The organism is Pseudomonas sp. SJZ103 (genome assembly GCF_007828335.1).
GTDB lineage: Bacteria > Pseudomonadota > Gammaproteobacteria > Pseudomonadales > Pseudomonadaceae > Aquipseudomonas.
The window spans coordinates 414,718-440,050 of sequence record NZ_VIUN01000004.1 but is presented as its reverse complement, the minus strand read 5'-3'; the positions used below and the strand labels follow the sequence as shown (position 1 = coordinate 440,050).

The 25,333-nt window shown below is 61.9% G+C and carries 25 protein-coding genes; 8 read left to right on the top strand and 17 right to left on the bottom strand.

Annotation, left to right across the window (positions count from 1 at the left end):
* Window positions 1-258 precede the first annotated feature (258 nt).
* The 3 genes from dsbG to dsbD are packed head-to-tail and all read right to left on the bottom strand — an operon-like array spanning window position 259 to window position 3,574.
* Window positions 259-1,020: a thiol:disulfide interchange protein DsbG gene (gene dsbG / locus FBY10_RS13060; protein ID WP_145336520.1), complete on the bottom strand. Its 762-nt coding sequence runs from the start codon at window positions 1,018-1,020 to the stop codon at window positions 259-261.
* The gene (locus FBY10_RS13055; protein ID WP_145336519.1) at window positions 996-1,847 is read right to left on the bottom strand and encodes a TlpA disulfide reductase family protein; all 852 of its coding nucleotides are present in this window, start codon (window positions 1,845-1,847) and stop codon (window positions 996-998) included. Before FBY10_RS13055 ends, dsbG begins: the two co-directional genes overlap by 25 nt.
* Window positions 1,847-3,574, bottom strand: a complete 1,728-nt coding sequence (gene dsbD, locus FBY10_RS13050) for a protein-disulfide reductase DsbD (RefSeq protein ID WP_145336517.1) — start codon at window positions 3,572-3,574, stop codon at window positions 1,847-1,849. The genes FBY10_RS13055 and dsbD overlap by 1 nt, the downstream gene beginning before the upstream one ends.
* A 176-nt stretch (window positions 3,575-3,750) precedes the next feature.
* Between dsbD and FBY10_RS13045 the strand changes: the two genes are divergently transcribed.
* From FBY10_RS13045 to FBY10_RS13025, 5 genes are all read left to right on the top strand, one after another.
* Window positions 3,751-4,431 (top strand): response regulator, encoded by a 681-nt coding sequence (locus FBY10_RS13045; protein WP_065927228.1) that lies wholly within the window; start codon window positions 3,751-3,753, stop codon window positions 4,429-4,431.
* Window positions 4,428-5,750 carry an ATP-binding protein gene (locus tag FBY10_RS13040; protein WP_145336515.1) on the top strand — a complete coding sequence of 441 codons (1,323 nt, stop codon included), beginning with the start codon at window positions 4,428-4,430 and terminating at the stop codon, window positions 5,748-5,750. The genes FBY10_RS13045 and FBY10_RS13040 overlap by 4 nt, the downstream gene beginning before the upstream one ends.
* 123 nt (window positions 5,751-5,873) lie before the next feature.
* Complete coding sequence (locus tag FBY10_RS13035; RefSeq protein WP_145336513.1) at window positions 5,874-6,641, top strand: N-acetylmuramoyl-L-alanine amidase; 768 nt, start codon at window positions 5,874-5,876, stop codon at window positions 6,639-6,641.
* A gap of 149 nt (window positions 6,642-6,790) precedes the next feature.
* Window positions 6,791-8,185 (top strand): aspartate aminotransferase family protein, encoded by a 1,395-nt coding sequence (locus tag FBY10_RS13030; protein ID WP_145336511.1) that lies wholly within the window; start codon window positions 6,791-6,793, stop codon window positions 8,183-8,185.
* Window positions 8,186-8,267: 82 nt separating this feature from the next.
* Window positions 8,268-8,489 carry an MbtH family protein gene (locus FBY10_RS13025; RefSeq protein WP_017527671.1) on the top strand — a complete coding sequence of 74 codons (222 nt, stop codon included), beginning with the start codon at window positions 8,268-8,270 and terminating at the stop codon, window positions 8,487-8,489.
* Window positions 8,490-8,582: 93 nt separating this feature from the next.
* Here the strand turns inward: FBY10_RS13025 and FBY10_RS13020 are convergent, their stop codons facing one another.
* The 7 genes from FBY10_RS13020 to minC form a co-directional block, all read right to left on the bottom strand.
* Entirely contained in the window at window positions 8,583-10,748 is a 2,166-nt protein-coding gene (locus FBY10_RS13020; protein ID WP_145336509.1) for a mechanosensitive ion channel family protein, read from the bottom strand.
* Window positions 10,749-10,800: 52 nt separating this feature from the next.
* Entirely contained in the window at window positions 10,801-10,977 is a 177-nt protein-coding gene (locus tag FBY10_RS31490; RefSeq protein ID WP_010208820.1) for a hypothetical protein, read from the bottom strand.
* 126 nt (window positions 10,978-11,103) lie between these two features.
* A complete protein-coding gene (locus tag FBY10_RS13015; protein WP_131700355.1) occupies window positions 11,104-12,393 on the bottom strand; it encodes a M18 family aminopeptidase in 1,290 nt (429 codons plus the stop codon).
* 86 nt (window positions 12,394-12,479) lie between these two features.
* Complete coding sequence (locus FBY10_RS13010; protein ID WP_027603908.1) at window positions 12,480-13,115, bottom strand: RluA family pseudouridine synthase; 636 nt, start codon at window positions 13,113-13,115, stop codon at window positions 12,480-12,482.
* 96 nt (window positions 13,116-13,211) lie between these two features.
* Window positions 13,212-13,466 (bottom strand): cell division topological specificity factor MinE, encoded by a 255-nt coding sequence (minE, locus tag FBY10_RS13005; RefSeq protein WP_003175252.1) that lies wholly within the window; start codon window positions 13,464-13,466, stop codon window positions 13,212-13,214.
* A gap of 3 nt (window positions 13,467-13,469) precedes the next feature.
* Window positions 13,470-14,282: a septum site-determining protein MinD gene (gene minD, locus FBY10_RS13000; protein ID WP_092486440.1), complete on the bottom strand. Its 813-nt coding sequence runs from the start codon at window positions 14,280-14,282 to the stop codon at window positions 13,470-13,472.
* Between the two features lie 201 nt (window positions 14,283-14,483).
* Window positions 14,484-15,221 (bottom strand): septum site-determining protein MinC, encoded by a 738-nt coding sequence (gene minC, locus FBY10_RS12995; protein ID WP_131700405.1) that lies wholly within the window; start codon window positions 15,219-15,221, stop codon window positions 14,484-14,486.
* A gap of 119 nt (window positions 15,222-15,340) precedes the next feature.
* On the opposite strand from minC, the gene FBY10_RS12990 reads away from it, so the two are divergent.
* A complete protein-coding gene (locus FBY10_RS12990; RefSeq protein WP_145336507.1) occupies window positions 15,341-16,276 on the top strand; it encodes a lipid A biosynthesis lauroyl acyltransferase in 936 nt (311 codons plus the stop codon).
* A 30-nt stretch (window positions 16,277-16,306) separates the two neighbouring features.
* The gene (locus FBY10_RS12985) at window positions 16,307-17,455 is read left to right on the top strand and encodes a patatin-like phospholipase family protein (RefSeq protein WP_145336505.1); all 1,149 of its coding nucleotides are present in this window, start codon (window positions 16,307-16,309) and stop codon (window positions 17,453-17,455) included.
* Between the two features lie 109 nt (window positions 17,456-17,564).
* On the opposite strand, the gene FBY10_RS12980 is transcribed toward FBY10_RS12985, so the two are convergent.
* The 7 genes from FBY10_RS12980 to puuE form a co-directional block, all read right to left on the bottom strand.
* Window positions 17,565-18,350: an outer membrane protein OmpK gene (locus FBY10_RS12980; RefSeq protein ID WP_145336503.1), complete on the bottom strand. Its 786-nt coding sequence runs from the start codon at window positions 18,348-18,350 to the stop codon at window positions 17,565-17,567.
* A 231-nt stretch (window positions 18,351-18,581) separates the two neighbouring features.
* Window positions 18,582-19,931 carry a nucleobase:cation symporter-2 family protein gene (locus FBY10_RS12975; protein WP_145336501.1) on the bottom strand — a complete coding sequence of 450 codons (1,350 nt, stop codon included), beginning with the start codon at window positions 19,929-19,931 and terminating at the stop codon, window positions 18,582-18,584.
* 174 nt (window positions 19,932-20,105) lie between these two features.
* Window positions 20,106-21,395 carry a urate hydroxylase PuuD gene (locus tag FBY10_RS12970; RefSeq protein WP_053129242.1) on the bottom strand — a complete coding sequence of 430 codons (1,290 nt, stop codon included), beginning with the start codon at window positions 21,393-21,395 and terminating at the stop codon, window positions 20,106-20,108.
* Between the two features lie 51 nt (window positions 21,396-21,446).
* Window positions 21,447-21,950 carry an ureidoglycolate lyase gene (locus FBY10_RS12965; RefSeq protein ID WP_027603915.1) on the bottom strand — a complete coding sequence of 168 codons (504 nt, stop codon included), beginning with the start codon at window positions 21,948-21,950 and terminating at the stop codon, window positions 21,447-21,449.
* Window positions 21,951-22,035: 85 nt separating this feature from the next.
* Entirely contained in the window at window positions 22,036-23,031 is a 996-nt protein-coding gene (gene alc / locus FBY10_RS12960) for an allantoicase (RefSeq protein WP_092486418.1), read from the bottom strand.
* Window positions 23,032-23,072: 41 nt separating this feature from the next.
* Complete coding sequence (gene uraD / locus FBY10_RS12955) at window positions 23,073-23,588, bottom strand: 2-oxo-4-hydroxy-4-carboxy-5-ureidoimidazoline decarboxylase (RefSeq protein ID WP_145336499.1); 516 nt, start codon at window positions 23,586-23,588, stop codon at window positions 23,073-23,075.
* On the bottom strand, window positions 23,585-24,511 hold the full coding sequence (puuE, locus tag FBY10_RS12950) for an allantoinase PuuE (protein WP_131700361.1): 927 nt from the start codon (window positions 24,509-24,511) through the stop codon (window positions 23,585-23,587). The genes uraD and puuE overlap by 4 nt, the downstream gene beginning before the upstream one ends.
* Before the next feature lie 380 nt (window positions 24,512-24,891).
* Here puuE and uraH point away from each other — a divergent pair, with 380 nt between their 5' ends.
* Complete coding sequence (uraH, locus tag FBY10_RS12945) at window positions 24,892-25,245, top strand: hydroxyisourate hydrolase (RefSeq protein WP_131700362.1); 354 nt, start codon at window positions 24,892-24,894, stop codon at window positions 25,243-25,245.
* The last annotated feature ends 88 nt before the right edge of the window (window positions 25,246-25,333 follow it).

The window sequence follows — 25,333 nt, the reverse complement described above, 5'->3', positions numbered from 1 at the left end:
GCATACCGAGCCTAGGCGAGGTACCGAGTGGTGGGGCAAGAGCCCTTTGGTTACTTTGGGGCTTTTCCAAAGTGACCCGCCGTAAGGGCGGAACCCATAGCCGCCGTTACCGCAGCAACGGATATGTACTCACCCAAACCCCAAAAAGCGGTCGGCCCGAAGGCCGCCACGGAAACAAGCTCCCTCACCACAAAGAGATTTTTCAGCCTGAAAGTTGTGTAGATACCCATGCCCCGATGGCGTCAGACCAGGCGCCGCTTACTTCGGTCCCATAATCTTCACCAACTTATCCGGCGACGGCGCTCCTTGCTGTTGCTGCAAGCCACCCTTGTCATCCAGGTAGAAAATCGCCGGCGTGGCTGACAGTTCCAGCTCATCCATCAACTTCATATTGGCATCGAGCTTGGCTTCGATATCCGCCGGGATCTTGGCCAGCGCCTGCAATTTGCTGCCCTTGCCGGCGGCTTCGTGTTCTTCCAGGGCTTTTTGCGGGTCTTTGGCGGCGAACAGGGCGGCCGACTTGGCGGCGCTGTCTTCGCGGATGATGCCGACCATGATGTGGCGCAGTTGGACCTTGCCGGCTTTTACCCATGGCCGCGCCTGTTCCCAGAACATGTTGCAGTAAGGGCAGTTGGGGTCGCTGAACAGGTAGACGATGCGCGGTGCCTTAACGTCGCCGTCCTGGATCCAGCTGCTTTTTTCCATCTTGGCCCAGACTTCCTTGGCCATCGGCGCGTACACCAGTTTTTCCAGGGGCGCGCTGCTCAGGTCATTGCCTTGGGCGTCGTACAGGTTGCCGGCGATTACGCTCTTGCCGTCGGCGGTCAGGTACAGGGCCATGCCACGGTTCTGGTATTGCGCGGCGTAGCCGGTGAGGCCGCTGGGCGCGTCGAACTTGCCGAGGATTTTGGCGCCTTTGGCTTCGATCTGTTTGATCGGTGCCGGCCAGTCTTCGGCCTGGGCCAGGGTGGCCGCCAGTGTCAGCGGCAGCAGGGTCAGCAGGTGGCGGAGGCGAGGCATGTCGGTTTCCTTGTGGCGGCAGGGGCGGTGTCGAAGGTTTCCATGGCGCGGGCCAGGCTGGCCTGGGACAACTCACCCAGGTGACTGTTGATCAGGCGTCCGTCGGCTTGGTAGAACAGCGTGGTTGGCAGGGCCATGGAGCCCACGGCCTGGCCGAGGCGGCCGCTGGCGTCGAACAATACGTTGTCCAGGTTCAGGCCCTGGGTGGCCAGGTAGGTGCTGACGCTTTGCATGCTCTCGGCCTGGTTGACGAACAGGAAGGTCACGTCCGGGCGCATGCGCTGGGCGCTTTCCAGCACCGGCATTTCACGGCGGCACGGCGGGCACCAGGTGGCCCACAGGTTGATCACCAGCGGACCGCCTTGGTAATCCGCCAGTTGCACGACCTCGCCATTGGCGTTGCGCAAGGTGATGTCCGGCAGGCGTGTGCCTTTTTCATACACGCTCAAGGACAGGCTGGTCATGCCCCAGAACACCAGCCCGGTGATGACCCCGGCGCTCAGCGGCTTGCGCAGCGCCGGGCGACGCCAGCCATAGAGCAGTGCACCGAGGATCAGTGCGACGACACCGGGCCAGGCGAGAAAACCGCCGTCGCGCAGGTCGACCATCTGCAGCCAGTCGTTGCTGTAGTAGCTCCAGTACATCAGTACAAAGCTGACGCGCGCCGCCAGCATGCCCAGCAGGAACAGGCTGAACAGCACCGATTCCGGATTCTCACCGCCACGCTTGGCCACGCGCCAACCCACCAGGGTGGCGAGAATCAACGCGCTGATCAGCAGGATGTGATTCAGGGCGATGGCGAAGGTGCCGATGGTCAGGGTCAGCATCAGAGGGCGTCCCGGGCTTGAGTCCAGCGTTGCAGGAAGGCGGCGGCATCCACTTCGCCGGTGATTCGCTGGGCGCGGCGTTCCTCACCGTCTGGGCCGATCCACACGAAGCTGGGCGGCCCCGGCACTTGGTAGCGGCCCAGCAGTGCGCGGCTGGCGGCATTGTCGGCGGTGACGTCGAGGCGCAGCAGGCGTACGTCCTTCAGCGCGTCGAGCACTTCGGGCTTGCCGAACACCTGTTTCTCCATGATCTTGCACGACACGCACCAGTCGGCGTAGTAATCCACCAGCACCCATTGGCCCTGGGCCTTGGCGCTGTCGAGCTGGCTTTGCAGCACGGCGGGGTCATTGAGGGTCATGAAGGCTTCGTGGGCGGTGGGGGCGGCAGTGGTCCGCGAGCCGCTGTAGACCTTCAACGGTTGCCACAGGTCATCGCTGCCACCCGCGGCACCCACCAGCAGCAGGCCGCCCCACAACCCCACGACCACGGAACCGGCGCCGAACAGCATGGCAACCCGCCCGAAATCCTGGGCCAGGCGCCAGCCGCAATAGGCCACGGAGATAGCCAGCGCGCCCCACAGGCCGAGCCACAGGCTTTCGTCGATCACCGGGCGAATCATCAGCACGGCGGTGGCCAGGAACAGGAAGCCGAAGATGCCCTTGAGCACATTCATCCAGGTGCCCGGCTTGGGCAGGAAACGGTTGCCCACGGTGACCAGCAACAGCAGCGGCACGCCAATGCCGATGCCCATGGCGAACAGGATCAGGCCGCCATGCAGGGCATTGCCGCTCTGGGCGATATAGAGCAGTGCACCGGCCAGGGGGGCCGTCATGCACGGCCCCACCAGCAGGCCGGAGAGGGCGCCGAGCACCCCGGCGCCGACCAGGCTGCCGCCGCTTTGGTTGCGGCTGACGTTATCCAGGCGGTCACGCAAGGCCACGGGCAGTTGCAGTTCAAAAAAGCCGAACATCGGCAGGGCGAGGATCACAAACAACGCGGCGAAACTGCCGAGGATCCATGGGGTTTGCAGCAGCGCGGCGAGGTTGCTGCCAAGCAACGCGGCCAATACGCCCAGTGCGGCATACACCAGCGCCATGCACACCACATAGCTGCTGGCCAGGGCAAAGCCGCGACGTGGGCTGGCGCCACTGCCCACCACCAGGCCGGCGAGAATCGGCAGCATCGGCAACGAACACGGTGCAAATGCCAACAGCAGGCCCAGGCCAAAGAACACCAGCAGGCTCCAACCCAGGCTGCGCTGCTGCAAGCCGCTGGCCAGGCTCTGGTCCTGGGCTTCGGCGGTCGCGGCGACGGCCGGGTTGCCACCCAGGTCCACGGTGATCGACTGCGGCGGATAGCACAGGCCCGCATCGGCGCAGCCCTGCCAGCCCAGCTTGACCTGGCCGGTGACGCCGGCGGGAATCTTCACTTCCAGGCCCTGGCGATACACTTCCTGCTCGCCAAAGAACTCATCGCTATGGGCTTCGCCCTGGGGCAGCGCGGGTTTTTCGGCCAGGCCATCGAACTTCATGCGCTGCTTGTACAGGTAATAACCGTCGGCAATCTGCCAATACAGCTGGGTTTCGCCACTTTCAAGACGTTCGGAGGTAAAGGTGAAAGCCTTGCCCACCGGGAGGAAATCGGGTTTGGTCTCAAACGGATTGCCCGGCGCGGCCTGGGCGAACCCCGCGAATAACACCAGCAGAAAGGTAAACAGATGCCGCATGGTCAAGCCTTAGTTCGATGCAAGTGAGGCACACAATGTGTGGCGTTGATTAACCGATGATTAACCGGGCGCTATTCTAAAGTGTAGGGAATATCTGAGCTTGCATCTTTTCACGGCATAATCTGCGCTTAATCCGCTGCACTTTTAATCACCCCATCTTTCATGAAGGGTTCACCATGCACGTACTGGTCTGTGAAGACGACGAACTGATCGCCAGCGGCATCGTGGCCGGCCTCGGTGCCCAGGGCTTTACAGTCGAGCGCGTGGCCACGGCGGCGGCTGCACGGGCGATGCTCAAGGCGGCGACCTTCGACATCATGGTGCTCGACCTCGGCCTGCCCGACGAAGACGGCCTTAAGCTGCTGCAGCAACTGCGCAGCCAGGGCCTGGAGATTCCGGTGCTGATCCTCACCGCGCGGGATTCGGTGACCAACCGCGTCGACGGCCTGCAAGCCGGTGCCGATGACTACCTGCTCAAACCTTTCGACCTGCGCGAATTGGCCGCACGCCTGCAAACCCTGTTGCGCCGGATGGCGGGGCGCAGTGTCAACCTGATCGAGCACGGCCGGTTGACCTACGACCCGAGCAGCCGCGAAACCCTGCTGGGAGGCCAGCCGGTGGACCTGTCCCGGCGTGAACAGGCGCTGTTGCAGGCCTTGCTGCACAACAAAGGTCGGGTGCTGTCCAGCGAACAACTCAAGGACAGCGTCTACGGCTTCAACGATGAATTGGAAAGCAACGCCCTCAACGTGCATATCCATCACCTGCGGCGCAAATTGGGCAACGGCATCGTCGAGACCGTGCGCGGCCTGGGTTATCGCCTCGGCCCGGCAGATGATGGAGAGAATGCTTCGTGAAAAGCCTGCGCCTGCGCCTGACGTTCAAGCTCGGCGCCGCGTTTGTGCTGATCTGGGCCCTGGCGGCGGCCTGGATGCTCAACGACCTGCGCAACCAGATGATGTTCTCCCTCGACCAGCGTTTGGTGGCGTCGGCGCGCATGGTGGCGGGCCTGACCGAGCAGATGCCGGGCCTGGCCAGTGTGAGCGGCGGCGCGCATTTCAGTGCCGAGCAACTCAATGTACCGGGGGGTATGGCGTGCCAGGTCAGCTCCTTGCGCGGGGAAATCCTCGCCCGCAGCCATACCACGCCGGATGAGGGCCTGGAGTCGCGCAAGAGCGGCTTTCGTGACCAGGTCATCGACGGTGTGGGCTGGCGCAGTTTTACCCTGTCCCGTGGCGACCTGTTGATCACCACCGCCGACCGTCAGGTGGAGCGCGAGGCCCTGAACCTGTCGATCCTGCTCGCCGCCTCGGTGCCGGTGGGCGTGGCAATGCTTGGTTGCCTGTGCCTGTTGTGGCTGGGCATCGGCCAGAGCCTGCTGCCGCTCAACCGCATGCGTGACGCGCTGATGCGCCGCAGTGCCGACTCCCTCGAACCGTTACAGATCCACCCGCTGCCCAGTGAACTCAAGCCGCTGCTCGACACCCAGAACCAACTGTTGCAGCGCATCGCCAAGACCATCGAACGCGAACGCCGCCTCACCGGTGACGCTGCCCACGAGTTGCGCAGCCCGCTGACGGCGATCAAGACCCACCTGCAAGTGGCGCGTATGACCGAAGGCGCGGCCCGCGACCAGTCCCTGGCCCATGCCGAGGAGGGCGCCGACCGCTTGCATCGGACCCTGGAGCAATTGCTGCTGCTGGCGCGGGTGGAAGGCAGCCTGTCGTTCGACGATGGCTTGCAGTCCAGCGCCGAGGAAGTGGCGCGGCTGGCGATCCAGGACGCGAATGCCGGCGACAATGCGCGTATCGACCTGAACCTGGCGGACAACCTCAGCGAAACCCCGGTGGACATGCCGGTGGGCCTGGCGGTCGCGGCCCTGCGCAACCTGCTGGACAACGCCCTGCGCCACACACCCGCAGACACCCGGGTGGAACTCAGTGTGTTCACCGCCGCTGATCAAGTGATCTTCCGCGTGCGCGACCACGGCAAGCAGATTTCCCCCGAAGACCTGCAATACCTCACCCAACGTTTCTGGCGCAATGGCAACAGCGAGGGCTGTGGCCTGGGCCTGGCGATCGTGCAGGCGATCGTGCAGCGCTGTTCCTGCTCGTTGACGTTCGACAGCCAGGTGGATGGCCTGCGCGTCGAGCTGGGTATGCCGTTGCGACACTGACCGCGTTTTTTCATGTGCCAAATAGTTACCGCCCGCTTGAAGTTCAACCCTTCAGGATGGCGGTAATTTTTTTGCGCTTGAACGGGCCGAAAGACTCGGCCTGTATTGAAAAGGACGGTTCTTATGTTGGTCATCGATACCAGTTTCCCAGCCAGGGATTTCAACGAACGTCACGGCGAACCCGTGCGGCAGGTGATCCTGCATTACACCGCGGCGCCTTTCGCCTCCTCCTTGCGCACCCTGACGCAAAACGGCGTCAGCGCTCATTACCTGCTGCCTGATCCCGATGAGCCCGGCTACCGTGCCGCCGGGTATGACGAGTTGCGCGTGTTTCGCCTGGTGCACGAAAACCAGCGCGCCTGGCATGCCGGAGCGAGTTATTGGGCCGGGCGCGATAACCTCAACAGTCGGGCGATCGGCATCGAAATCGTCAACCTGGCCCGGGATGACGGGGGCGTATTCACCTTTCCAGCGTACGGCCAGGAGCAGGTGGCGGTGTTGATTGCGTTGCTTCGCGACATCCTTGGGCGTTATCCGCAGATCGGCCCGGCCGATATTCTCGGGCATTCCGACGTGGCGTACTGGCGCAAGAGCGATCCGGGGCCGCGCCTGCCGTGGCGCGGTTTGTTCGAGGCGGGAGTGGGAGCGTGGTTCGATGAGTCGATGCGGGCCATGTACCAGCGCCGGTTCTGTGTCGGGTTGCCGCCTGAAGTGGAGGTGGAACGGGCATTTCAGCGCTATGGCTATAAGCCGGCGCAGAATCGCCAGGCGTTCGAGCAGCGCACCCGTGCGTTTCAGATGCACTTTCGGGCGCGGGATTATTCTGGCGTGCTGGATGCAGAGACCTGCGCGATCCTGTATGCCTTGAATGAAAAATACCGCGGACTTTGATCTCATCCATCAGTCAACAATCACTGCCCCCTAAATCCTCTTATCGCTGGTGCGTTTCCAGAACAGGAAATCCGTGCGCATGCCCTTGGGCCAGACGCCAACGGATCGGCAGTTTGGTCACCATTATCCGCGTATTGAGGGATCGAGAGATGTCAGTCGCTACCAGCCGTATCGAAGATACCCAGGTGCATGAAACGCTTTATCAGTTCGACGAAAGCCCGCTGCTGGCCCGCCAGCGCCAGCAGGAATCCAACGCCCGCAGTTACCCGCGGCGCATCCCCCTGGCGCTCAAGCGCGCCAAGGGGATCTACGTGGAAGATGTGGAAGGCCGCAGCTTCATCGACTGCCTGGCCGGCGCCGGCACCCTGGCGTTGGGACACAACCACCCGGTCGTGATCCAAGCCATCCAGCAAGTGCTGAGCGACGAATTGCCGTTGCACACCCTGGACCTGACCACGCCGGTCAAGGACCAGTTCGTGCAGGACCTGTTCGGCCTGCTGCCGGCGGAGTTGAAGCGGGAAGCCAGGATCCAGTTCTGCGGCCCCACCGGTACCGACGCGGTGGAAGCGGCATTGAAACTGGTGCGCACCGCCACGGGGCGCAGCACGGTGCTGTCGTTCCAAGGCGGTTATCACGGCATGAGCCAGGGCGCGTTGAGTCTGATGGGCAGCCTGGGGCCGAAAAAACCCTTGGGCGCCTTGCTCGGCAATGGCGTGCAGTTTTTGCCATTTCCTTACGACTACCGGTGCCCGTTCGGTCTGGGCGGCGCAGAAGGTGTGCGGGTCAACCTGCATTACCTGGAAAACCTGCTCAACGACCCGGAAGCCGGGGTGTTGCTGCCGGCGGCGGTGATTGTCGAAGTGGTGCAGGGCGAGGGCGGGGTGATCCCGGCCGATCTCGACTGGCTGCGCGGCCTGCGACGCATCACCGAGCAGGCGGGTGTGGCCTTGATCGTCGATGAGATCCAGAGCGGTTTCGGCCGTACCGGCAAGATGTTTGCCTTCGAGCACGCCGGCATCATTCCGGATGTGGTGGTGATGTCCAAGGCCATCGGCGGCAGCCTGCCGTTGGCGGTGGTGGTGTATCGCGACTGGCTCGACACCTGGCTGCCGGGCGCGCATGCCGGGACGTTCCGTGGCAATCAGATGGCGATGGCGGCCGGTTCGGCGGTGATGCGCTACCTCAAGGAGCACAACCTGGCCGGCCATGCGACAGCCATGGGCGAGCGCCTGGGCGAACACCTACGCATCCTGCAGCGTGACTACCCGCACTTGGGGGATATTCGCGGGCGCGGGCTGATGCTCGGCGTGGAACTGGTGGACCCGGACGGCGCCCTGGATATTCAGGGCCACCCGCCGGTGCATCGCCAGCTGGCGCCGCTGGTGCAGCGCGAATGCCTCAAGCGCGGCTTGATCCTCGAGCTGGGAGGGCGGCATGGCAGCGTGGTGCGCTTCCTCCCGCCGCTGGTGATCACCGCCGCAGAAATCGACCGCGTGGCCGAGATCTTCGGGCGCGCGCTGGCGGCAGCCGTCGCCGGCCTCTAATTTTTTCGCGTGTTGGTACGTTTCTACAGATATCAGCGCTGCGCGTGGTGCGCAGCCCGCCTTTGAACGATGGAGAACAGCAATGACCTCAGTATTCGACCGCGACGACATCCTGTTTCAGGTAGTGGTCAACCATGAAGAACAGTATTCCATTTGGCCCGACTACAAGGCCGTGCCGGAAGGCTGGCGCACCGTGGGCAAGAGCGGCTTGAAGAAAGAGTGCCTGGCCTACATCGAAGAAACCTGGACCGATATGCGCCCGTTGAGCCTGCGCCAGAAGATGGACGGCGCTGCACTGGCCTGACGCAAAACCTGCAGTAGTCCGGCCTGTTGTGGTGGGCGGGCCTGTTGTGGCAAGCCCGCTCGCCACAACAAGCTCATCACATTCGTCATGACCTTACGCGTTCTTGCCCTTCTCCAATCCCCCCGCAGCCCCCGTCACCACCTGCACACTCAAGCGCGGCGTGGCCAGGTCCAGCCCGGCTTCATCCAGATGCCGTTTCAGTGACAAGTTGAACGCCCGCGACACTTCCCACTGCTTGATCGGCGCCGTCTTGAACCGCGCGCGCAGGATCGCGCTGCCGGATTCGAAGCTTTCCACGCCCTGGATCTCCAGCGGCGACCAGATATTGCGGCGTTGCAGCGGGTCGTTGCGCATCTTCTGACCGACATCGCGCATCAGCTTGATCGCGTCGTCGATTTCCATGTTGTAGGGGATTGCCACCCGGAAGATCGCATAGCCGAACTCCCGCGAGTAGTTCTTGATGCTCTTGATCTCGCTGAACGGGATGGTGTGCACGATGCCGTCAATGTCGCGCAGGCGCACGGTGCGGATGGTCAGGCCTTCGACGGTGCCGAGGTGGCCGCCGACGTCCACGTAGTCATCAATCGCCAGGGAGTCTTCGATGATGATGAACAGGCCGGTGATCAAGTCGGCTACCAGCGACTGTGCGCCAAAACCGATAGCCAGGCCGATCACACCGGCACCGGCCAGCAGTGGCGTGACGTTCATGCCCATGTTCGCCAGGGCGACGATGGCGGCGATGATAAAGATGGTGACGAACAGCACGTTGCGGATCAACGGCATCATCGTCTGCGCACGTGCATTGGCCAGGCCTTTGCGCGAGCGGGTCAGGGCGTGATGGATCGCGGTGTCGCTGAGGATCCAGATCAGCCAGGCAAATAGCAGCGTGCCGCCCAGGCCAAACAGCTTGACGCTGATTTCATGGCCATCGCCTTCGGTAAAGCGAATCAGCGACAGCCCCCACACCCGCAGCCCCAGTTCGATAAACACCAGCCACACCACCAGGTGGGCGAGGGTGTAGACGAAGCTTTTCAGGCGCTCGGAGTACAGCGCATGGCGCTTGTGCCCACGTTGCGGCTTGAGCGCATGGCGACGCACCAGGCCGTTGATCACCATGCACAACACCAGCAACACGGTGCACAACAGCGACTGGCGCAGGGCGGTGCTGGTGTCGCCGGCGGAGACGAAGGTGGCGAACAGCGAGATACCCACCAACAGCAGGGCCGGGATGTACCAGAAGGTGCCGATGATCTCGATCGTGTCGCTGAGGGCGCGGCGGGTCAGGCGGCGCGACAGTGGCTGGTTGCGGATCAGGTGGGCGATCGGCCGCCGGAAACGCAGGATAAACACGCCGGTGGACAGTGCGGCCATCACATTGGCGACCGTGGCCGCCGTGTGGGCCAGGTGCTGGCCGAGCGCGGTTACCAAGCGTGGATCACTCAAGGCTTCACCAAAGGCGGCAAAGCTGCCGATCCACCACAGCGGGCGGAACGCCTGACGGCGCAGGATATACAGGGCGCGATGGCGGTGCGGGCCGTCAAGCACGGAGAAGGCAATCACACAGATTGCCGAGAAACAGGTACCGACCACCAAGGCGTAAGCCAGCACCATTGCCAGGGATTTGCCCAGGGACGAGGGCAGGGCGTAGCTCAGGTAGACCGTGATCACCAGCGCGATCAGCCAGGGCCCCAGCTTACGCAGGGCGAAGCGCAGCATGTCCCAGGTGCGCGGATGCTGCGGCAACTCCTCGGGCAGGCCGAAGCGCTCGCGTACCCGGTGGCTCAGCCAGATCAACATGGCGGCCAGCAGGCTCCACACGGCGAGGATCATGGCAAAGCCGAAAATGATCGGCAGCCATTCGCTGGCCGGCAGCATCAACGCGCTGAGTTCATCCTTGGCCAGATCGATTTCATTCGACCAGCGCCCCAGCGGGCTGTCGGCGCCGGAGAACTGCTGCTCCAGGCCCGACAGCGTGCTGCCGATCAGCCCGAGCACGCCTTGTTCGGCGGCGGGCTGGGCTTTCTGGGTGGCGGCCCGCAGCTTCTTCAAGTCGCTCAGCAACTGGGTGCGCTGCTGGTCGTTTTCCAGGGTCTTGATCACCTCGTCCAGCGACTGCCCCAGCGGCACTTCGGCGTGGGGTTGGGTCTTGTTGGTGCTGAGCAGCCCGGGCAAGCCCACCGCTTGGGCGGGCGAGAGCGGCAGCAGCGTGAGCAGGGCGATCAGGAAACAGCAGGGCAGGGCAAACAGACGGGAAAGCACGAGGCGGTCAACCTTGAAAACGACGGGTTGAGCGAGTGTACGAGTGCAATCGTCATTCGGCCAGTTTGGCGAGGATCTTGTACACCACGGTGCCCAGGATCAGCAGCATACCGATCCACATGCCGAATACGCCCAGGGGCTTGTCGCGGAAGTTGAAGCCGACGGCGAGCATGATCATGCCGATCAGAATAGGGATAAGCATGGCGTGGAAAGAGGACATGGAGATCATGGGACGACGGCCTTGTCGGATTGGGAATACTGACAAGTCTAGGTCGGATTGCAGAAGGTGGCGTTGATATGTGTCAGGTTGGATTTCCTGTAGGCGCTGGCAAGCCAGCGCCTACAGGAGGTTTGATCAGGGCAGGTCGTGGCTGGCGTAGAACGCGCCCAACACCTTCACCAAATGCGCCAGGTCATGGCTGCCGCACAGTTCACGAATGGAGTGCATGGCAAACGTCGGCAAACCGATGTCCACCGTACGTACACCCAGGTGGCTGGCAGTGATCGGGCCGATGGTCGAGCCGCAGCCCATGTCGCTGCGCACCACAAAGCTCTGCACCGGCACTTCTTCGGCCATGCACAGGTGGCGGAAGAACCCGGCGGTTTCGCTGTTGGTGGCGTAGCGCTGGTTGCTGTTGACCTTGATCACCGGGCCGGCATTGAGCTTGGGGCCGTGGTTGGCGTCGTGCTTGTCGGCGTAGTTCGGGTGTACGCCGTGGGCATTGTCGGCCGACACCAGCAGGGATTTCTGGATGGTGCGTACGAATTCATCACCTTCGGGCAGCAGGCGACGCAGGGTCTGTTCCAGCATCGGGCCATCGGCACCGCAGGCCGAGCAGGAACCGACTTCCTCGTGGTCGTTGCACACCAGCACGCAGGTTTCGTCGCTCTCGCTGGTGAGCAGGGCTTGCAGACCGGCGTAGCACGACAGCAGGTTGTCGAGGCGTGCGCCGGCGATGAAGTCGCCATTGAGGCCGATCACGGCGGCGCCCTGGGTGTCGTAGAAGCTCAACTCGTAGTCGAGCACCACATCGGCGTTGAGCCCATGCTCCCGTGCAAGCTGCTCGGTGAGCACGGCACGGAAGTCCACGCGCTCATCACCGGCAAATTGCGCGAGGATCGGCGGCAACTCGGTCTGGGCATTGATCGCCCAGCCCTGGTTGGCTTCACGGTTCAGGTGAATGGCCAGGTTGGGGATGATGGCGATGGGCAGCTTGAAGTCGATCAGCTGGCTTTCGACCTTGCCGTCACGGCGGAAGGTGACGCGGCCGGCCAGGGACAGGTCGCGGTCGAACCACGGCGCCAGCAGCGCGCCGCCGTAGACTTCCACGCCCAGTTGCCAGAAACCCTGGCGCTGCAGCTCAGGCTGGGGCTTGACCCGCAGGCACGGGCTGTCGGTATGGGCGCCGACCAGGCGAATCCCGCCTTGCAGCGGCGAGTGGCGGCCGAGCTTGAAGGCGATGATCGAGGAGTCGTTGCGGGTCACGTAGTAGCGACCGTTGGCTTCGGTGGCCCAAGTCTCGCGCTCGTCGAGGCGCTGGAAACCGGCCGCTTCCAGGCGCTGGGCCAGGGCGGCTGTGGCATGAAAAGGAGTAGGGGAGGCCTTGAGGAAATCGATCAGGCCTTGATTCAACGCTTCGCGCATAAATAGCTCCAGACAGCAATGCGCGGAGTTTACCGTTCGAGGGCGAGAAGTGCACCGCCCCTCCCACATTTACTGTATTTACAGCTTTAGAACGGTGCAGGGCACTCAAAGCGCAAGCGCTCGCCGCTTTGCGGGTGAGTGAAGCTCAGCATGCTCGCATGCAGGCACAGGCGCGGCCACGCAGCCAGGGCCTGTTCGTGGGCATACAAACCATCACCCAGCAACGGATGGCCGATGGATAGCATGTGCACACGCAACTGGTGCGAGCGCCCGGTGATCGGCGTCAGCTCGACGCGGCACCAGTCGCCACAGCGTTCCAGCACTTTCCAGAAGGTCAGCGCGTGCTTGCCGAACTCGTGGTCCACCACATGGCGCGGCTTGGTCGGCGGGTCATAGCGCAAGGGCAGGTCGATGCTGCCGCTGTCCAGTTCCGGCTGGCCCCAGGCCAAAGCGGTGTAGGCCTTTTCGGTTTCGCGGTCGTGAAACTGGCGGGACAGTTCGCGATGGGTATCGGCGTCCCGGGCCAGCAGGATGATCCCCGAGGTTTCCCAGTCCAGGCGATGGACGATGCGGGCTTCGGGGTAGCCGTTTTCCTGCAGGCGGGTGATCAGGCAGTCCTTGTTGTCATCGGCGCGGCCAGGCACCGAGAGCAGCAGGGTCGGTTTGTTCACCACCAGGACAGCGTCGTCCTGATGCAGGATATGAATAGTGGACAGCGGCATTAAACAGCCTCGTAACAAACGCCAACGGCGGCTCGACCACCCGGTTCCCGCAAAGGGATCAAGGTGACCGAGCCGCCGTGGCGGCCGCCTGTTCGATCAACGATCAGGCAGGGTGATATTGAGTTCCAGAATCGAGCAGCTGCCGTCGTTTTCAAGGGCGACATGCACGTCATCGTTGCCGATATTGACGTACTTGCGGATCACCTCGACCAGTTCCTTCTGCAAGGCTGGCAGGTAATCCGGGGTGCTGCGTTGGCCGCGTTCGTGCGCCACGATGATCTGTAGACGCTCTTTCGCGACCGACGCGGTGCTTGGCTTTTTGTTGGCGCGAAAGAAGTCGAGAAATTTCATTGTTTAGTTGCCTCCAAAGATACGCTCGAAGAATCCCTTCTTCTTTACATCGAGGAAGCGATGTTCCACGGACTTGCCCAGCAAACGATCGACAGCATCGCTGTACGCCTGGCCGGCGTCGCTCTGGTCGTCGAGAATCACCGGCACGCCCTGGTTTGAAGCCTTCAAGACTGCCTGGGATTCCGGGATCACACCCAGCAGGGTCACGGCGAGGATGTCCTTGACGTCTTCAACACCGAGCATTTCGCCATTGCTGACGCGCTCAGGGTTGTAGCGGGTGAGCAGCAGGTGCTCCTTGATCGGGTCTTCACCTTTCTCGGCGCGCTGGGACTTGCTGGCCAACAGGCCGAGCATGCGGTCCGAGTCACGTACCGAAGACACTTCCGGGTTGGTCACCACGATGGCTTCATCGGCGAAGTACATCGCCAGGTGAGCACCGGTTTCGATACCGGCCGGCGAGTCGCACACTACGTACTCGAAGGTTTCCTTAAGTTCAGCGAGAACCTTGCCTACGCCTTCCTTGGTCAGCGCATCTTTGTCGCGGGTCTGGCTGGCGGCCAGTACATACAGGTTTTCAAGGCGCTTGTCCTTGATCAGGGCCTGTTGCAGGTTGGCTTCACCGTTCACCACGTTGACGAAGTCGTACACCACGCGGCGTTCGCAGCCCATGATCAGGTCGAGGTTACGCAAACCGACGTCGAAGTCGACGATGACTGTTTTGTGGCCGCGCAGTGCGAGGCCGGTACCGATAGCGGCGCTGGTGGTGGTCTTACCCACACCACCCTTGCCGGATGTAACCACGAGAATCTTGGCCAAGGTGTTTCACCCCTAAGGAAAAAGGACCTTTCAGTCCCTGAAAAACATCTCTTGGAACTCGCTGCAGGCGGACAGCCCTTGTAGGAAAAAGATGTGGTTTCCTTAGGGGAAACGCCAGCTTTCAATCATTCCTACACAAGTATTGCCGGTTTCGCTGTGCTATCAGAGTCTAGAGATGCTTGGAAAATGCGGCAGTATCCGTTAAAGACGGATGATGTTCAACACATCGCCCGACAGGCTGACTTGCACTGCGGCGCCCCACAGCGGATCACGGCGCAAATCTTCTGAAACCTTGTACTGGCCCGCGATGGACACCAGTTCGGCGGTCAATTGCTGGCAAAAAATGCGGGCCTTGGTATCACCCTTGATGCCGGCGAGGGCTCGGCCGCGCATCGGGCCGTATACATGGATGTTGCCATCGGCGAGAAGTTCCGCGCCGGGACTGACCGAGGCGATCACCACCAGGTCGCCGCCCTGGGCGTAAATCTGCTGCCCACCGCGTACGGGCGCAGTGATTATCTTTGTAGGCTTGATCGTCGGTTCCGGTGGTTTTTCCGGTTTTTTCGTCACCTCTCCGACCAAAGGTTCAAGCGGACGCTCACGGGCGCCGGAGGGCGGCAGTACTGGCAGTTCAATTGCGATGGCTGCGGCAATGTCTTCGATACGGCTGGCGCGAATCGCCAGGGTCCGCAGGCCATGGGAGCGGCACACGCGCATCAGGCCGGGCAGATCGATAGCGCCTTGGCCGGCCGGCAGTTTGTCCAGGGCCAGTACCAGCGGGGCGTTGTTGAAGAAATTCGGCGCCAGGGCAACCTTGGCGGCGAGTTGGCGGTCCAGGGCGTCAAGGTCGTTGCGGGCCAGTTCCAGCACGGTGATGGCGAGCATGCTGCCTTTCAGCTGGAACACGGGATCTTGGTCTAGCGGTTCGGTTTGGCTCATGGTCGGCAAAAAGCGGCTTGTCACGAAAAGTGTCGAGACTTATAACGAGAACACTCACTGGCCGCAAGCCGAGTCGAACCGTTGTAGAATGCGCGGCCCTGTCTTTCCCGGAATCTGTAATGGATCGCCCGCGTTTTCGAGCTGCATTTTTTCACCCGCGTTTTTGGCTGTTATGGCAGGGACTCGGCCTGCTGTGGCTGGTTACCCAACTGCCATACCGCGTGCTGCTGACCATTGGTCGCCTGCTGGGTGCGGGCATGTACCATGTGGCCGGCGAACGCCGCCGCATCGCCGCGCGAAACCTGGAACTGTGTTTCCCGGAAAAATCCGCCAAAGAGCGCAAGCGCCTGCTCAAGGAGAACTTTGCCTCCACCGGCATCGCCTTCTTTGAAATGGCCATGAGCTGGTGGTGGTCGCGCCAGCGCCTGGCGCGCCTGGCCCACGTCGAAGGCCTCGAACACCTCAAGCAGGCCCAACTGGATGGCAAGGGCGTGATCCTCATGGCCCTGCACTTCACCACCCTGGAAATCGGCGCTGCCTTGCTGGGGCAGAAGCACACCATCGATGGCATGTACCGCGAGCACGGTAACCCGCTGTTCGACTATATCCAGCGCCGTGGCCGTGAGCGGCATAACTTCGATTCCCTGGCGGTCGAGCGCGAAGACGTGCGCGGCATGCTCAAGCTGCTGCGTGCCGGTCGCGCCATCTGGTATGCACCGGACCAGGACTACGGCGCCAAGCAAAGTATCTTTGTGCCGCTGTTCGGCATCCAGGCCGCTACCGTGCCTGCTACCAGCAAGTTCGCCAAACTGGGCAAGGCGCTGGTGGTGCCGTTCACCCAGGAGCGCCTGGCGGACGGCAGCGGTTACCGCCTGGTGATCCACCCACCGTTGACCGACTTCCCGGGGGAAAGTGATGAGGTGGACTGCCTGCGCATCAACCAATGGGTCGAAGCCTCGGTGCGCGAGTGCCCCGAGCAATACCTGTGGACCCACCGCCGCTTCAAGAGCCGTCCACCGGGCGAGCCCAAGCTGTACGAAAAACGCCGTCGCTGATAGCGACTTTTTCCCATACGGAGTGACGCAATGCACCCAGCTGAACCGGTTACAGGCTTGATTCTCTCCGGCGGCGGGGCGCGAGCGGCGTATCAGGTGGGGGTGTTGGCGGCGATTGCCGAGCTGTTGCCGCCGGGAGCAGCCAATCCCTTTCCGGTGATCGTCGGCACCTCGGCCGGCGCGATCAATGCGGTGACCCTGGCCAGCGGCGCCATGGACTTCACCGCCGCTATCGGGCGCCTTACGGCCTTCTGGCAGGGCTTTCGCAGCCACCTGGTGCTGCGCAGTGACTGGCCTGGGGTGATCCGCCAGGCGAGTCGCTTCCTCATCCACAGCCTACTGGGCATCGGCGCCCAGGTACCGGTGGCGTTGCTCAACAGCTCACCGTTGCGCGACCTGTTGCACGAGCGGTTGAACCTGGATGGCATCGACGAGGCTATCCGCCACAAGCATTTGCACGCCGTGGCGGTGACGGCCTTCGGCTATGAGTCCGGGCAGGCGGTGACCTTCTATCAGGGTGGCGGCACCATCGATGCCTGGCTGCGCCATCGACGTATCGGCGTGCCGACGCAACTGACGGTTGATCACCTGCTGGCCAGTTCGGCGATCCCCTTGCTGTTTGCCCCGGTGAAACTCGACCAGGAATATTTCGGCGACGGCGCGGTGCGCCAATCCGCCCCCATCAGTCCGGCGCTGCACCTGGGGGCGACCCGTGTGCTGGTGGTGGGCGTCAGCGGCAACCCACGGGGCAATGAGCCGGCGGTGCAACGTACCTACACCGGCCAGGAGCCGACCCTGGCACAAATCGGTGGGCATATGCTCAACAGCACGTTCATCGACAGCCTGGAAAGCGATATCGAACTGCTGGAGCGTCTGAACCAGTTCAGTCATCACCAGCCCGCCGACAGCGCGGCCCGTGGCCTGGCACCGGTGGAAGTGCTGGTGATTGCGCCAAGCCAGCCGATCGATGAAATCGCGGCAAGACATCGGCAGGAATTGCCGGCGGCGTTGCGGTTGTTCCTGCGTGGGCCGGGGGCGACCAAGACGAGCGGGGCGGGGGTGCTGAGTTACTTGCTGTTCGAGGCGGGGTATTGCAGCGAATTGATCGAGTTGGGCAGGAAAGATGCGCTGGCCAAGCGCGAAGAGATCATGCGGTTTCTGCGCCTGCCGCCTATCTGAATGTGGGAGGGGGCTTGCTCCCGATAGCAGTGTGTCAGTCAACAAATATAGTGACTGACACTTCGCTATCGGGAGCAAGCCCCCTCCCACGTTTGTCTTGCATTGGCTTTTAGAAGTGGTACTTGACCAGGAAGCTCGCTGTGTCCTGGTTCGTCTTGAACGCGCCCGAATCCTCGATCCCGTACTTGTTCTTCCAGTAGTCGTATTCAAAACCTACATACAACTGCTTGTCGCCCCAATGCAGCGCCTTGCCCAAGTCGTATTTGACCTGTGGGTTGAAGTGCAGGTTGGCGTGGTAAGTGCCACGGGCGTTCTTGTCGTTGTCCACCACCCAATCCATAAAGCCGTCGATCAGGATGTCGGAGTTGCCCACGGGGAGGGTGTACGCCCATACCGGGGTGATCTGCCACACACCGTCACCCGGGCGATTGCCTTCGGTCTGGCGCTGGTAGAAGTTCAACTGGAAATAGTCGAAGCCAGGGACGTTCAGGTCAAAGCCAGGGCCGAGCAGGTACGACTCGTTGTCGCCTTCGCCGAACTCATACGTGAAGGCCAGCAACACATCCTTGATCGGGCCGAAGGACAGGTCCTGGTCGAAAATCTTACCGAACGACAGTCGCGGGCTGACCTCACCGTAATACGTGCTTGGGCCGACGTTGCCGTCTTCCTTGCCGTTGTAAAAGATGCGGTCGACGAAGACGAAGTTGTCGCCGTACTTCCAGGCATCGGCATGTTCGAACGTGACGGTTTGCTGGATCTGTGGGTTGACGGTAAAGCTCTTGCCCCACAGATACGTCAGGCTGTTGTTCTGCCACTGCAACAAGTCACCGGCCACGGCCTGGCCGCCGGCCAGCAGGGATCCCGCCAGCATCAGGCCTTTGAACATAGGTTTCATTCGGTTGCTCCCGAGTTAAAGTTTTATGGTTTTTCTTCTGCACAGGCGCTCTGGTGTGGCGCCTTTGGGTGGTTATAAAAGTGGTCTGAATGGTCAGCTTTATTGCTACAGCAAGACCCGCGCCAAGGCGGCAAACAACCGTCAATTCAAGCGGGCGCGGAGAATACTGGCTCCCACGTCAGGGCTCAAGTGCGCCGTTACAGCGCGCACAGGGCGACAATGGGGCATGCCTCAGGTGTGGGCGGGGTCGACTACGGGGCGCTCAGCGCCGCCGAGAATATTGAACAGGATATTCAGCGATAGTGCGCTGAGGGTGGCCATGGCAATCCCGCTGTGGGTAATCGGGCTCATCCACAGTGGCAACTGTGCGAAGAACTCCGGGCGCACCACCGGGATCAGGCCCATGCCGATGCTCACCGCCACCAGCAACTGGTTGCGGCGGTCGGCGATGTCGGCCTCCTGGAGAATCTTGATACCGGTGGCCGCCACCATGCCGAACATGGCAATCGCCGCACCGCCGAGCACCGCCGGCGGAATCGACGCCACCAGGTAAGCGGCCTTGGGCAGCAGGCTGAGCACGATCAGGAAGGCACCGGCCATGATCGTCACCGAGCGGCAACGCACGCCGGTCATTTGCACCAGGCCGATGTTCTGCGCGAAGGAGGAGTGAGTGAAGGTGTTGAAGAACCCGGCGAAGAACGACGCACCGGCATCACACAGCAAGCCACGGCGCAGCATTTTCGGCGTGACGTCCTGGCCGGTGATCTTGCCCAGCGCCAGGAACATCCCGGTGGATTCGACAAAGATGATCACCACCACCAGACACATCGACAGGATCGGCGCCAACTCGAACTTCGGCATGCCGAAGTGCAGCGGCGTCACCACTTGCACCCACGGCGCCTGGGCCAGGCCGCTGAGGTCGACCATGCCGATGGCCCCGCACAAGGCGTAACCCAGGCCCATGCCGATCAGCACCGAGATATTCACCCAGAAGCCGCGCATGAAGCGGTTGATCAGCAGGATGGTGGCCAGTACCAGGGCGGCAATCGCCAGGTAAATCGGTGAGCCGAAGGTGGCGGCTGCGCTGCCGCCACCGGCCCAGTTCACGGCCACAGGGAACAGCGACAGGCCGATGGCGGTGATCACGGTGCCGGTCACCAGCGGCGGAAAAAAGCGCACGATCCTGGACATGAACGGCGCGATCAGCATGCCGAAGAACCCGGCGGCGATGGTGGCGCCGAAGATGCCCTGCAAGCCGATACCGGGCATACCGGCCATGGCGACCATGCTGCCGACGGCGGCGAAACTGGCGCCCATCATCACCGGCATGCGGATGCCCACCGGGCCGATGCCGAACGACTGCACCAGGGTGGCGATGCCGGCTACCAGCAGGTCGGCGTTGATCAGAAAGGCGATTTCTTCACGGCTCAGGCCGGCGGCCTGGCCAATGATCAGGGGTACGGCGACGGCGCCGCCGTACATCAGCAAGACGTGTTGCAGGCCTACCAGAATCAGTTGCAAGAGGGGCAGCCGCACCATGGCGGGCGCGGCAGGAATCTGCGGGTCGACTAACTCGGTCATGCAACACCTCGGATCTTTTTATTGTTGTGTTGTGTGGAACGCAATCTCTAAATCACTGCAGTCCCCTGTGGGAGGGGGCTTGCTCCCGATTGCCGTGGTTCAGTCACTGATGTTTTAAATGACACACCGCTATCGGGGGCAAGCCCCCTCCCACATTGGAACTATGTGAATCTGTTAGTTGGTACGCGCCCCCTGGTTGATCCAGGTGCCAATCAAATCCCGCTCCTGCTGGGTCATCTGGGTGATGTTGCCCAACGGCATGATCTGGCTGGCCACCGCCTGCGCCTGGATACGCGCCGCCTGTTGCTGGATCTGCGCCGGAGTGTCGAACATCACCCCGGCCGGCGCGGTGCTGAACAGCGGGCTGGTGGGCTTGGCCGAATGGCACACGGCGCAGCGTTCCTGGATCACCCCGTGGACCTTGTCGAAATCAATCGTCGCCTGGGCGGGCGCAGGTGCGGCAGCAGGTTCGGTCGCCGCAGGCGCGGCAGGTTTCAAGCCGCCGCCCAATGCGGTTTCCGGCAACGGTTGGTACTCGATGGCCGCAGGTGCCTTGGCAATCGGTTCGGCCGGCTTGGGGCCGGTCACATACGCCAGGCAAATCATGGCCAACGCACCCACCGGCAAGGTCCACGCATACTTCTGGCTGTTATGCCGAGTGTTGAAGTAGTGCCGCACCAACACCGCCGCCACCGCAATACCCGCCAGGATCAGCCAGTTGTATTGGCTGCCGTAGGTGCTCGGGAAGTGGTTGCTGATCATGATGAACAGCACCGGCAGGGTGAAGTAGTTGTTGTGCCGTGAACGCAGCAGACCCTTGGCCGGCAGGGCCGGATCGGGTGTGCGGTTCTCGGCGATCGCCGCCACCAACGCGCGCTGCGCCGGCATGATGATGCGGAACACGTTACCGACCATGATGGTGCCGATCACCGCACCCACGTGCAGGTACGCCCCCCGGCCGCTGAACACTTTGCTGAAACCGTACGCGGCGGCAATCAACAGTACGAACAGGATCAAGCCGAGCAGGGCAGGGCGTTTGCCCAGGGCCGAGTCGCAGAGGAAGGAGTAGATGAACCAGCCGGCGAACAGTGAGCCGATGCCCAGCAATACGCCTTCGCTGCCACTGAGGCTGCTGCCGGGGGCGAGCAGGTACAGCGTCGGGTTGAGGTAGAACACCACGCACAGCAGCGCGACGCCCGACATCCAGGTGAAATAGGCCTCCCATTTGAACCAGTGCAGGTTGTCCGGCATGGTCGGCGGGGCCAGTTTGTATTTTTCCAGGTGGTAGATACCGCCACCGTGGATCGCCCACAAGTCACCGGACAGGCCGTCCTTGGGGTTGACACGGTTGAGGTTGTTTTCCAGCCAGACGAAGTAGAACGAAGCGCCGATCCAGGCGACGCCAGTGATCATGTGAACCCAGCGCACGCTGAGGTTCAGCCATTCCAACAGATGTGCTTCCACAGTCTTTACCTCTCGCCTGTCACCCTTGTTGTCGGGTGATCCGGCCTTCTCTTATTGGTGGGGGGCGAGGATCAACCGCTCATCCTCTTTGAAAAAATGCTCATCGCAGTTATTGCCTGTGCCACTGCGATCAACCACCAGGAAGTCATCCCGCTTTTCGATCGTCAGCACCGGGTGGTGCCAGACGCCGCGATGGTAATTAATGCCCTGCCTGCCGTTGGTGACGAAGGCGCGGACCAAGCCTGATACAGGTGCATCGCCAAGTGGCGCGACCACGATCAGAAAGGGGTTGCCGAGCAGCGGAATGAAGGCCTGGCTGCCCAGCGGGTGTCTCTCCAGCATGCACACGGTCAGCGGCATATCCAGCGCGTCGGCGCGGAAGATGCTGATGATCGCGTTGTCTTCAGGCTGTGCGGTTTCTACCGTTGCCAGCTTGTGAAAGCGCATGGTCGACCCGTTGTTGATCATGAAGTGATCGCTGCCGTCGGTTTCGATAACGTCTCCGAAAGGGGCGAAGGCTTCTTTGGTCAAGGGTTCGATCATCAGTGTGCGCATGGCTGTCTCTTATCCGAATTCTGTGTTGTGTCATTCAGTTCCTGTGGCGAGCGGGGCAAGCCCGCTCGCCACAGGGATTCACTGCTTACTTCGAAACTTTACCCAGTACGCGCAGGCGGCTCACACCGCCATCCGGGAACACGTTCAAGCGGATGTGGGTAATCGGGCCCAGTGCCTTGATCTGCTCGGCGAAGGTGTGTTCGGCGTGCATCTCGAGTTTCTGTGCCGGCAGCAGTTCGCGCCAGAACAGCGATTGGGTTTCGATCTGGCTGTCGGTGCCGCCCTTCACGAAGGCGCCCTGGATCGAGCAGGTGTCCGGGTAGTTGCCCTTGAAGTGCAGGGTGTCGACGATGATTTTCTCGATTTCGCCGGGGTGGCCCAGGGCGACGATCACCCAGTCATTGCCTGGCGTGCGACGGCGGGCGGTTTCCCAGCCATCACCCATGTTGACGCCACGGCCGGGGTTGAGAATGTTGCTCATGCGCCCGAAGTGCTCGTCGGAACACGCCAGTGCGCGGCCACCGTTCAGTGCTGCCGCCAGGTCGATCTGTTCGTTGTCGCCCACTGCCGACCAGTCGCGGAACGGCACGCCGTACACACGCAGACGGGCCACGCCGCCATCCGGGTAGATGTTGAAACGCAGGTGGCTGAACGCCTGGTCGTTGCTGATCTCGTGGTAGTGGTGGCTGTTGCCTTGCAACTCGACGGCCGACAGGACTTCTACCCACTGGGTATTGTCGTCAGGCTCGCCCGAGGCCAGGAAGCAGGCTTCCAGGGAGGCCGACGGCGGGTAGTTGCCGGTGAAGAATGAAGTGTCGATGTCCACGCCCTTGATCGAGCCCGGTACGCCCAGTCGGATCACTGCGCTGTCGTAGCCTTCGAAGCGCTTGCGGCGTGACTCCCAGCCGTCCATCCACTTGCCGTTGTCATCGAAAACGCCCTCCTTCCACACGGCCGGGGTCGGCTGGAACAGGCGGTTGGCGTCGGCGAACCAGTCATCCGTCACGGAGATGATCTTGGTGCCCAGGCGGGCGTCGGCCAGGTTGACGAACTTCTCGAAAGGTACGGCGTAAGCTTTCATTCTTCTTGTCTGCCTTAAATAGAGTGGCTGGGGATGGTCGTTTAGAGGGTCAGTAAACGGAACAACGCGATCTTGTTGATCTCGGCCAGTGCGCAGTTGAACTCAGCGTCTACCGAGTTGTGAATGCGCGTTTCGAATGCGGCCAGGATCTGATGCCGGTTGCTGCCTTTTACCGCCATGATGAAGGGAAACTTGAACTTGGCCTTGTAGGCATCGTTCAGCTCGGTGAAGCGTGAGAACTCTTCGGCCGTGCAGTGGTGAATCCCCGCGCCAGCTTGCTCATCGGTGCTGGCTTGGGTGAGTTGGCCCTGGACGGCAGCTTTGCCGGCCAGGTCCGGGTGAGCGTTGATCAACGCCAACTGACTGGTGTGATCCGCGCTCAACAAGATGTCACTCATGCGCTGGTGCAGGGTTTCGATCTGGTCGATCGAGGCGTCCTGGCCCAGGTCGAAGGCCTTTTCGGCCACCCACGGCGAATGTTCGTAGATGTCGGCGAAGGCGTTGACGAAGGCGTCGCGGCTCAAGGTCGAGGGTTTCAGGGTCTGGAAGGTGCTCATTTGGCCGCTCCCTGAAAAGGGTGTACGTCATGCCAGTGGCGGGCGATGTCGACGCGGCGGGTGAACCACACCTGTTCGTGGCCTTTGGCGTATTCGATAAAGCGCTTCAACGCGGCCAGGCGCGCCGGACGGCCGATCAGGCGGCAGTGCAGGCCGATGGACAACATTTTCGGTGCCTCGCTGCCTTCGGCATACAGCACGTCGAAAGCGTCCTTGAGGTACTCGAAAAAGTCATCGCCCTTGTTGAAGCCCTGCACCTGGGTGAAGCGCATGTCGTTGGTGTCGAGGGTGTAGGGGATCACCAGGTGCGGCTTGCCGTTGGGCGTGTTGGGTTCCCAGTAGGGCAGGTCGTCGTCGTAGGTATCGCAGTCGTAGAGGAAGCCGCCTTCCTCCATTACCAGCCGCCGCGTGTTGGGGCCGGTGCGCCCGGTGTACCAGCCCAACGGGCGTTCGCCGGTCAGTTCGGTGAGGATGCGGATGGCTTCGAGCATATGCTCGCGCTCCTGGGCCTCGTCCATGTATTGGTAGTCGATCCAACGGTAGCCGTGGCTGCAGATCTCGTGGCCGGCTTCAACCATGGCGCGGATCACATCCGGATGGCGCTGGGCCGCCATGGCCACGGCGAAGATGGTCAGCGGAATGTCGAATTCCTTGAACAACTTGAGGATGCGCCACACGCCGGCACGGCTGCCGTATTCGTACAGCGACTCCATGCTCATGTTGCGCTCGCCTTGCAGCGGCTGGGCCGAGACCATTTCCGAGAGGAAGGCTTCGGACTCTTTGTCGCCATGCAAAATGTTGCGTTCGCCGCCTTCTTCGTAGTTGAGTACGAAAGACAGCGCAATGCGTGCGTTGCCCGGCCAGTGGGGGTGAGGAGGGTTACTGCCGTAACCGATCAGGTCGCGTGGGTAGTCAGCGCTCACTGCAGTCTTCCTTCTTGTTCGTGGTAGCAAGTGTGTGGCGGCCAGCGGAAAGACTGGGTGGCGTCACAGCGATGGGCTGATTGTATACAACTTAATGCTCACTTTGTAAGTCTGCATTTCCGCATTTTTTCCAGGTGCTTGGCTCAATTTAGTACTGCAAGAAACTTGCCCAGTTGGTCAGCAAACGGACAAAAGGTCTTTAAAAAGCAAGGCTTGCTGGGAAATCGCGTAGAGGATCGAGCCGCCGCAGGGTGTGCAAAACTTTGTGATTTTTATTGTGTACAATTTTTGTTAAAAGTGTCTTAATCGATGCGTCAACGGCTTTTTCATGCCCCGTATAGGTGCAGCCTATTTCACTTCATGCAAGGGAGCCCCGCCCCATGGGACGACTGACCACACACGTGCTGGACGCCGCCCACGGCTGCCCCGGCAGCGCCATCCAGGTTGAGCTGTACCGCGTCGAAGGCGCGCAGTTGGAGCTTGTGAGTACCGCCGTGACCAACAGCGACGGGCGCTGTGACGCGCCGCTGTTGCAAGGCGAAGCGTACCGCAGTGGCGTGTACCAATTGCAATTCAGCGCCGGTGACTACTATCGCGCCCGTGGCGTGCAATTGCCGGAGCCGGCCTTCCTCGACGTCGTGGTGCTGCGCTTTGGCATCAGCGCCGAGCAGGATCACTACCACGTGCCCCTGCTGATTTCGCCTTACAGCTACTCCACCTATCGCGGTAGCTGAGTCGTCACCTCGCTTCACACCCCCAAAGCTCTTCGTTGGTTTTTCGCCCGCCCACACTGCGGGCTTTTTTTTGCATGTCAGAGCGTTC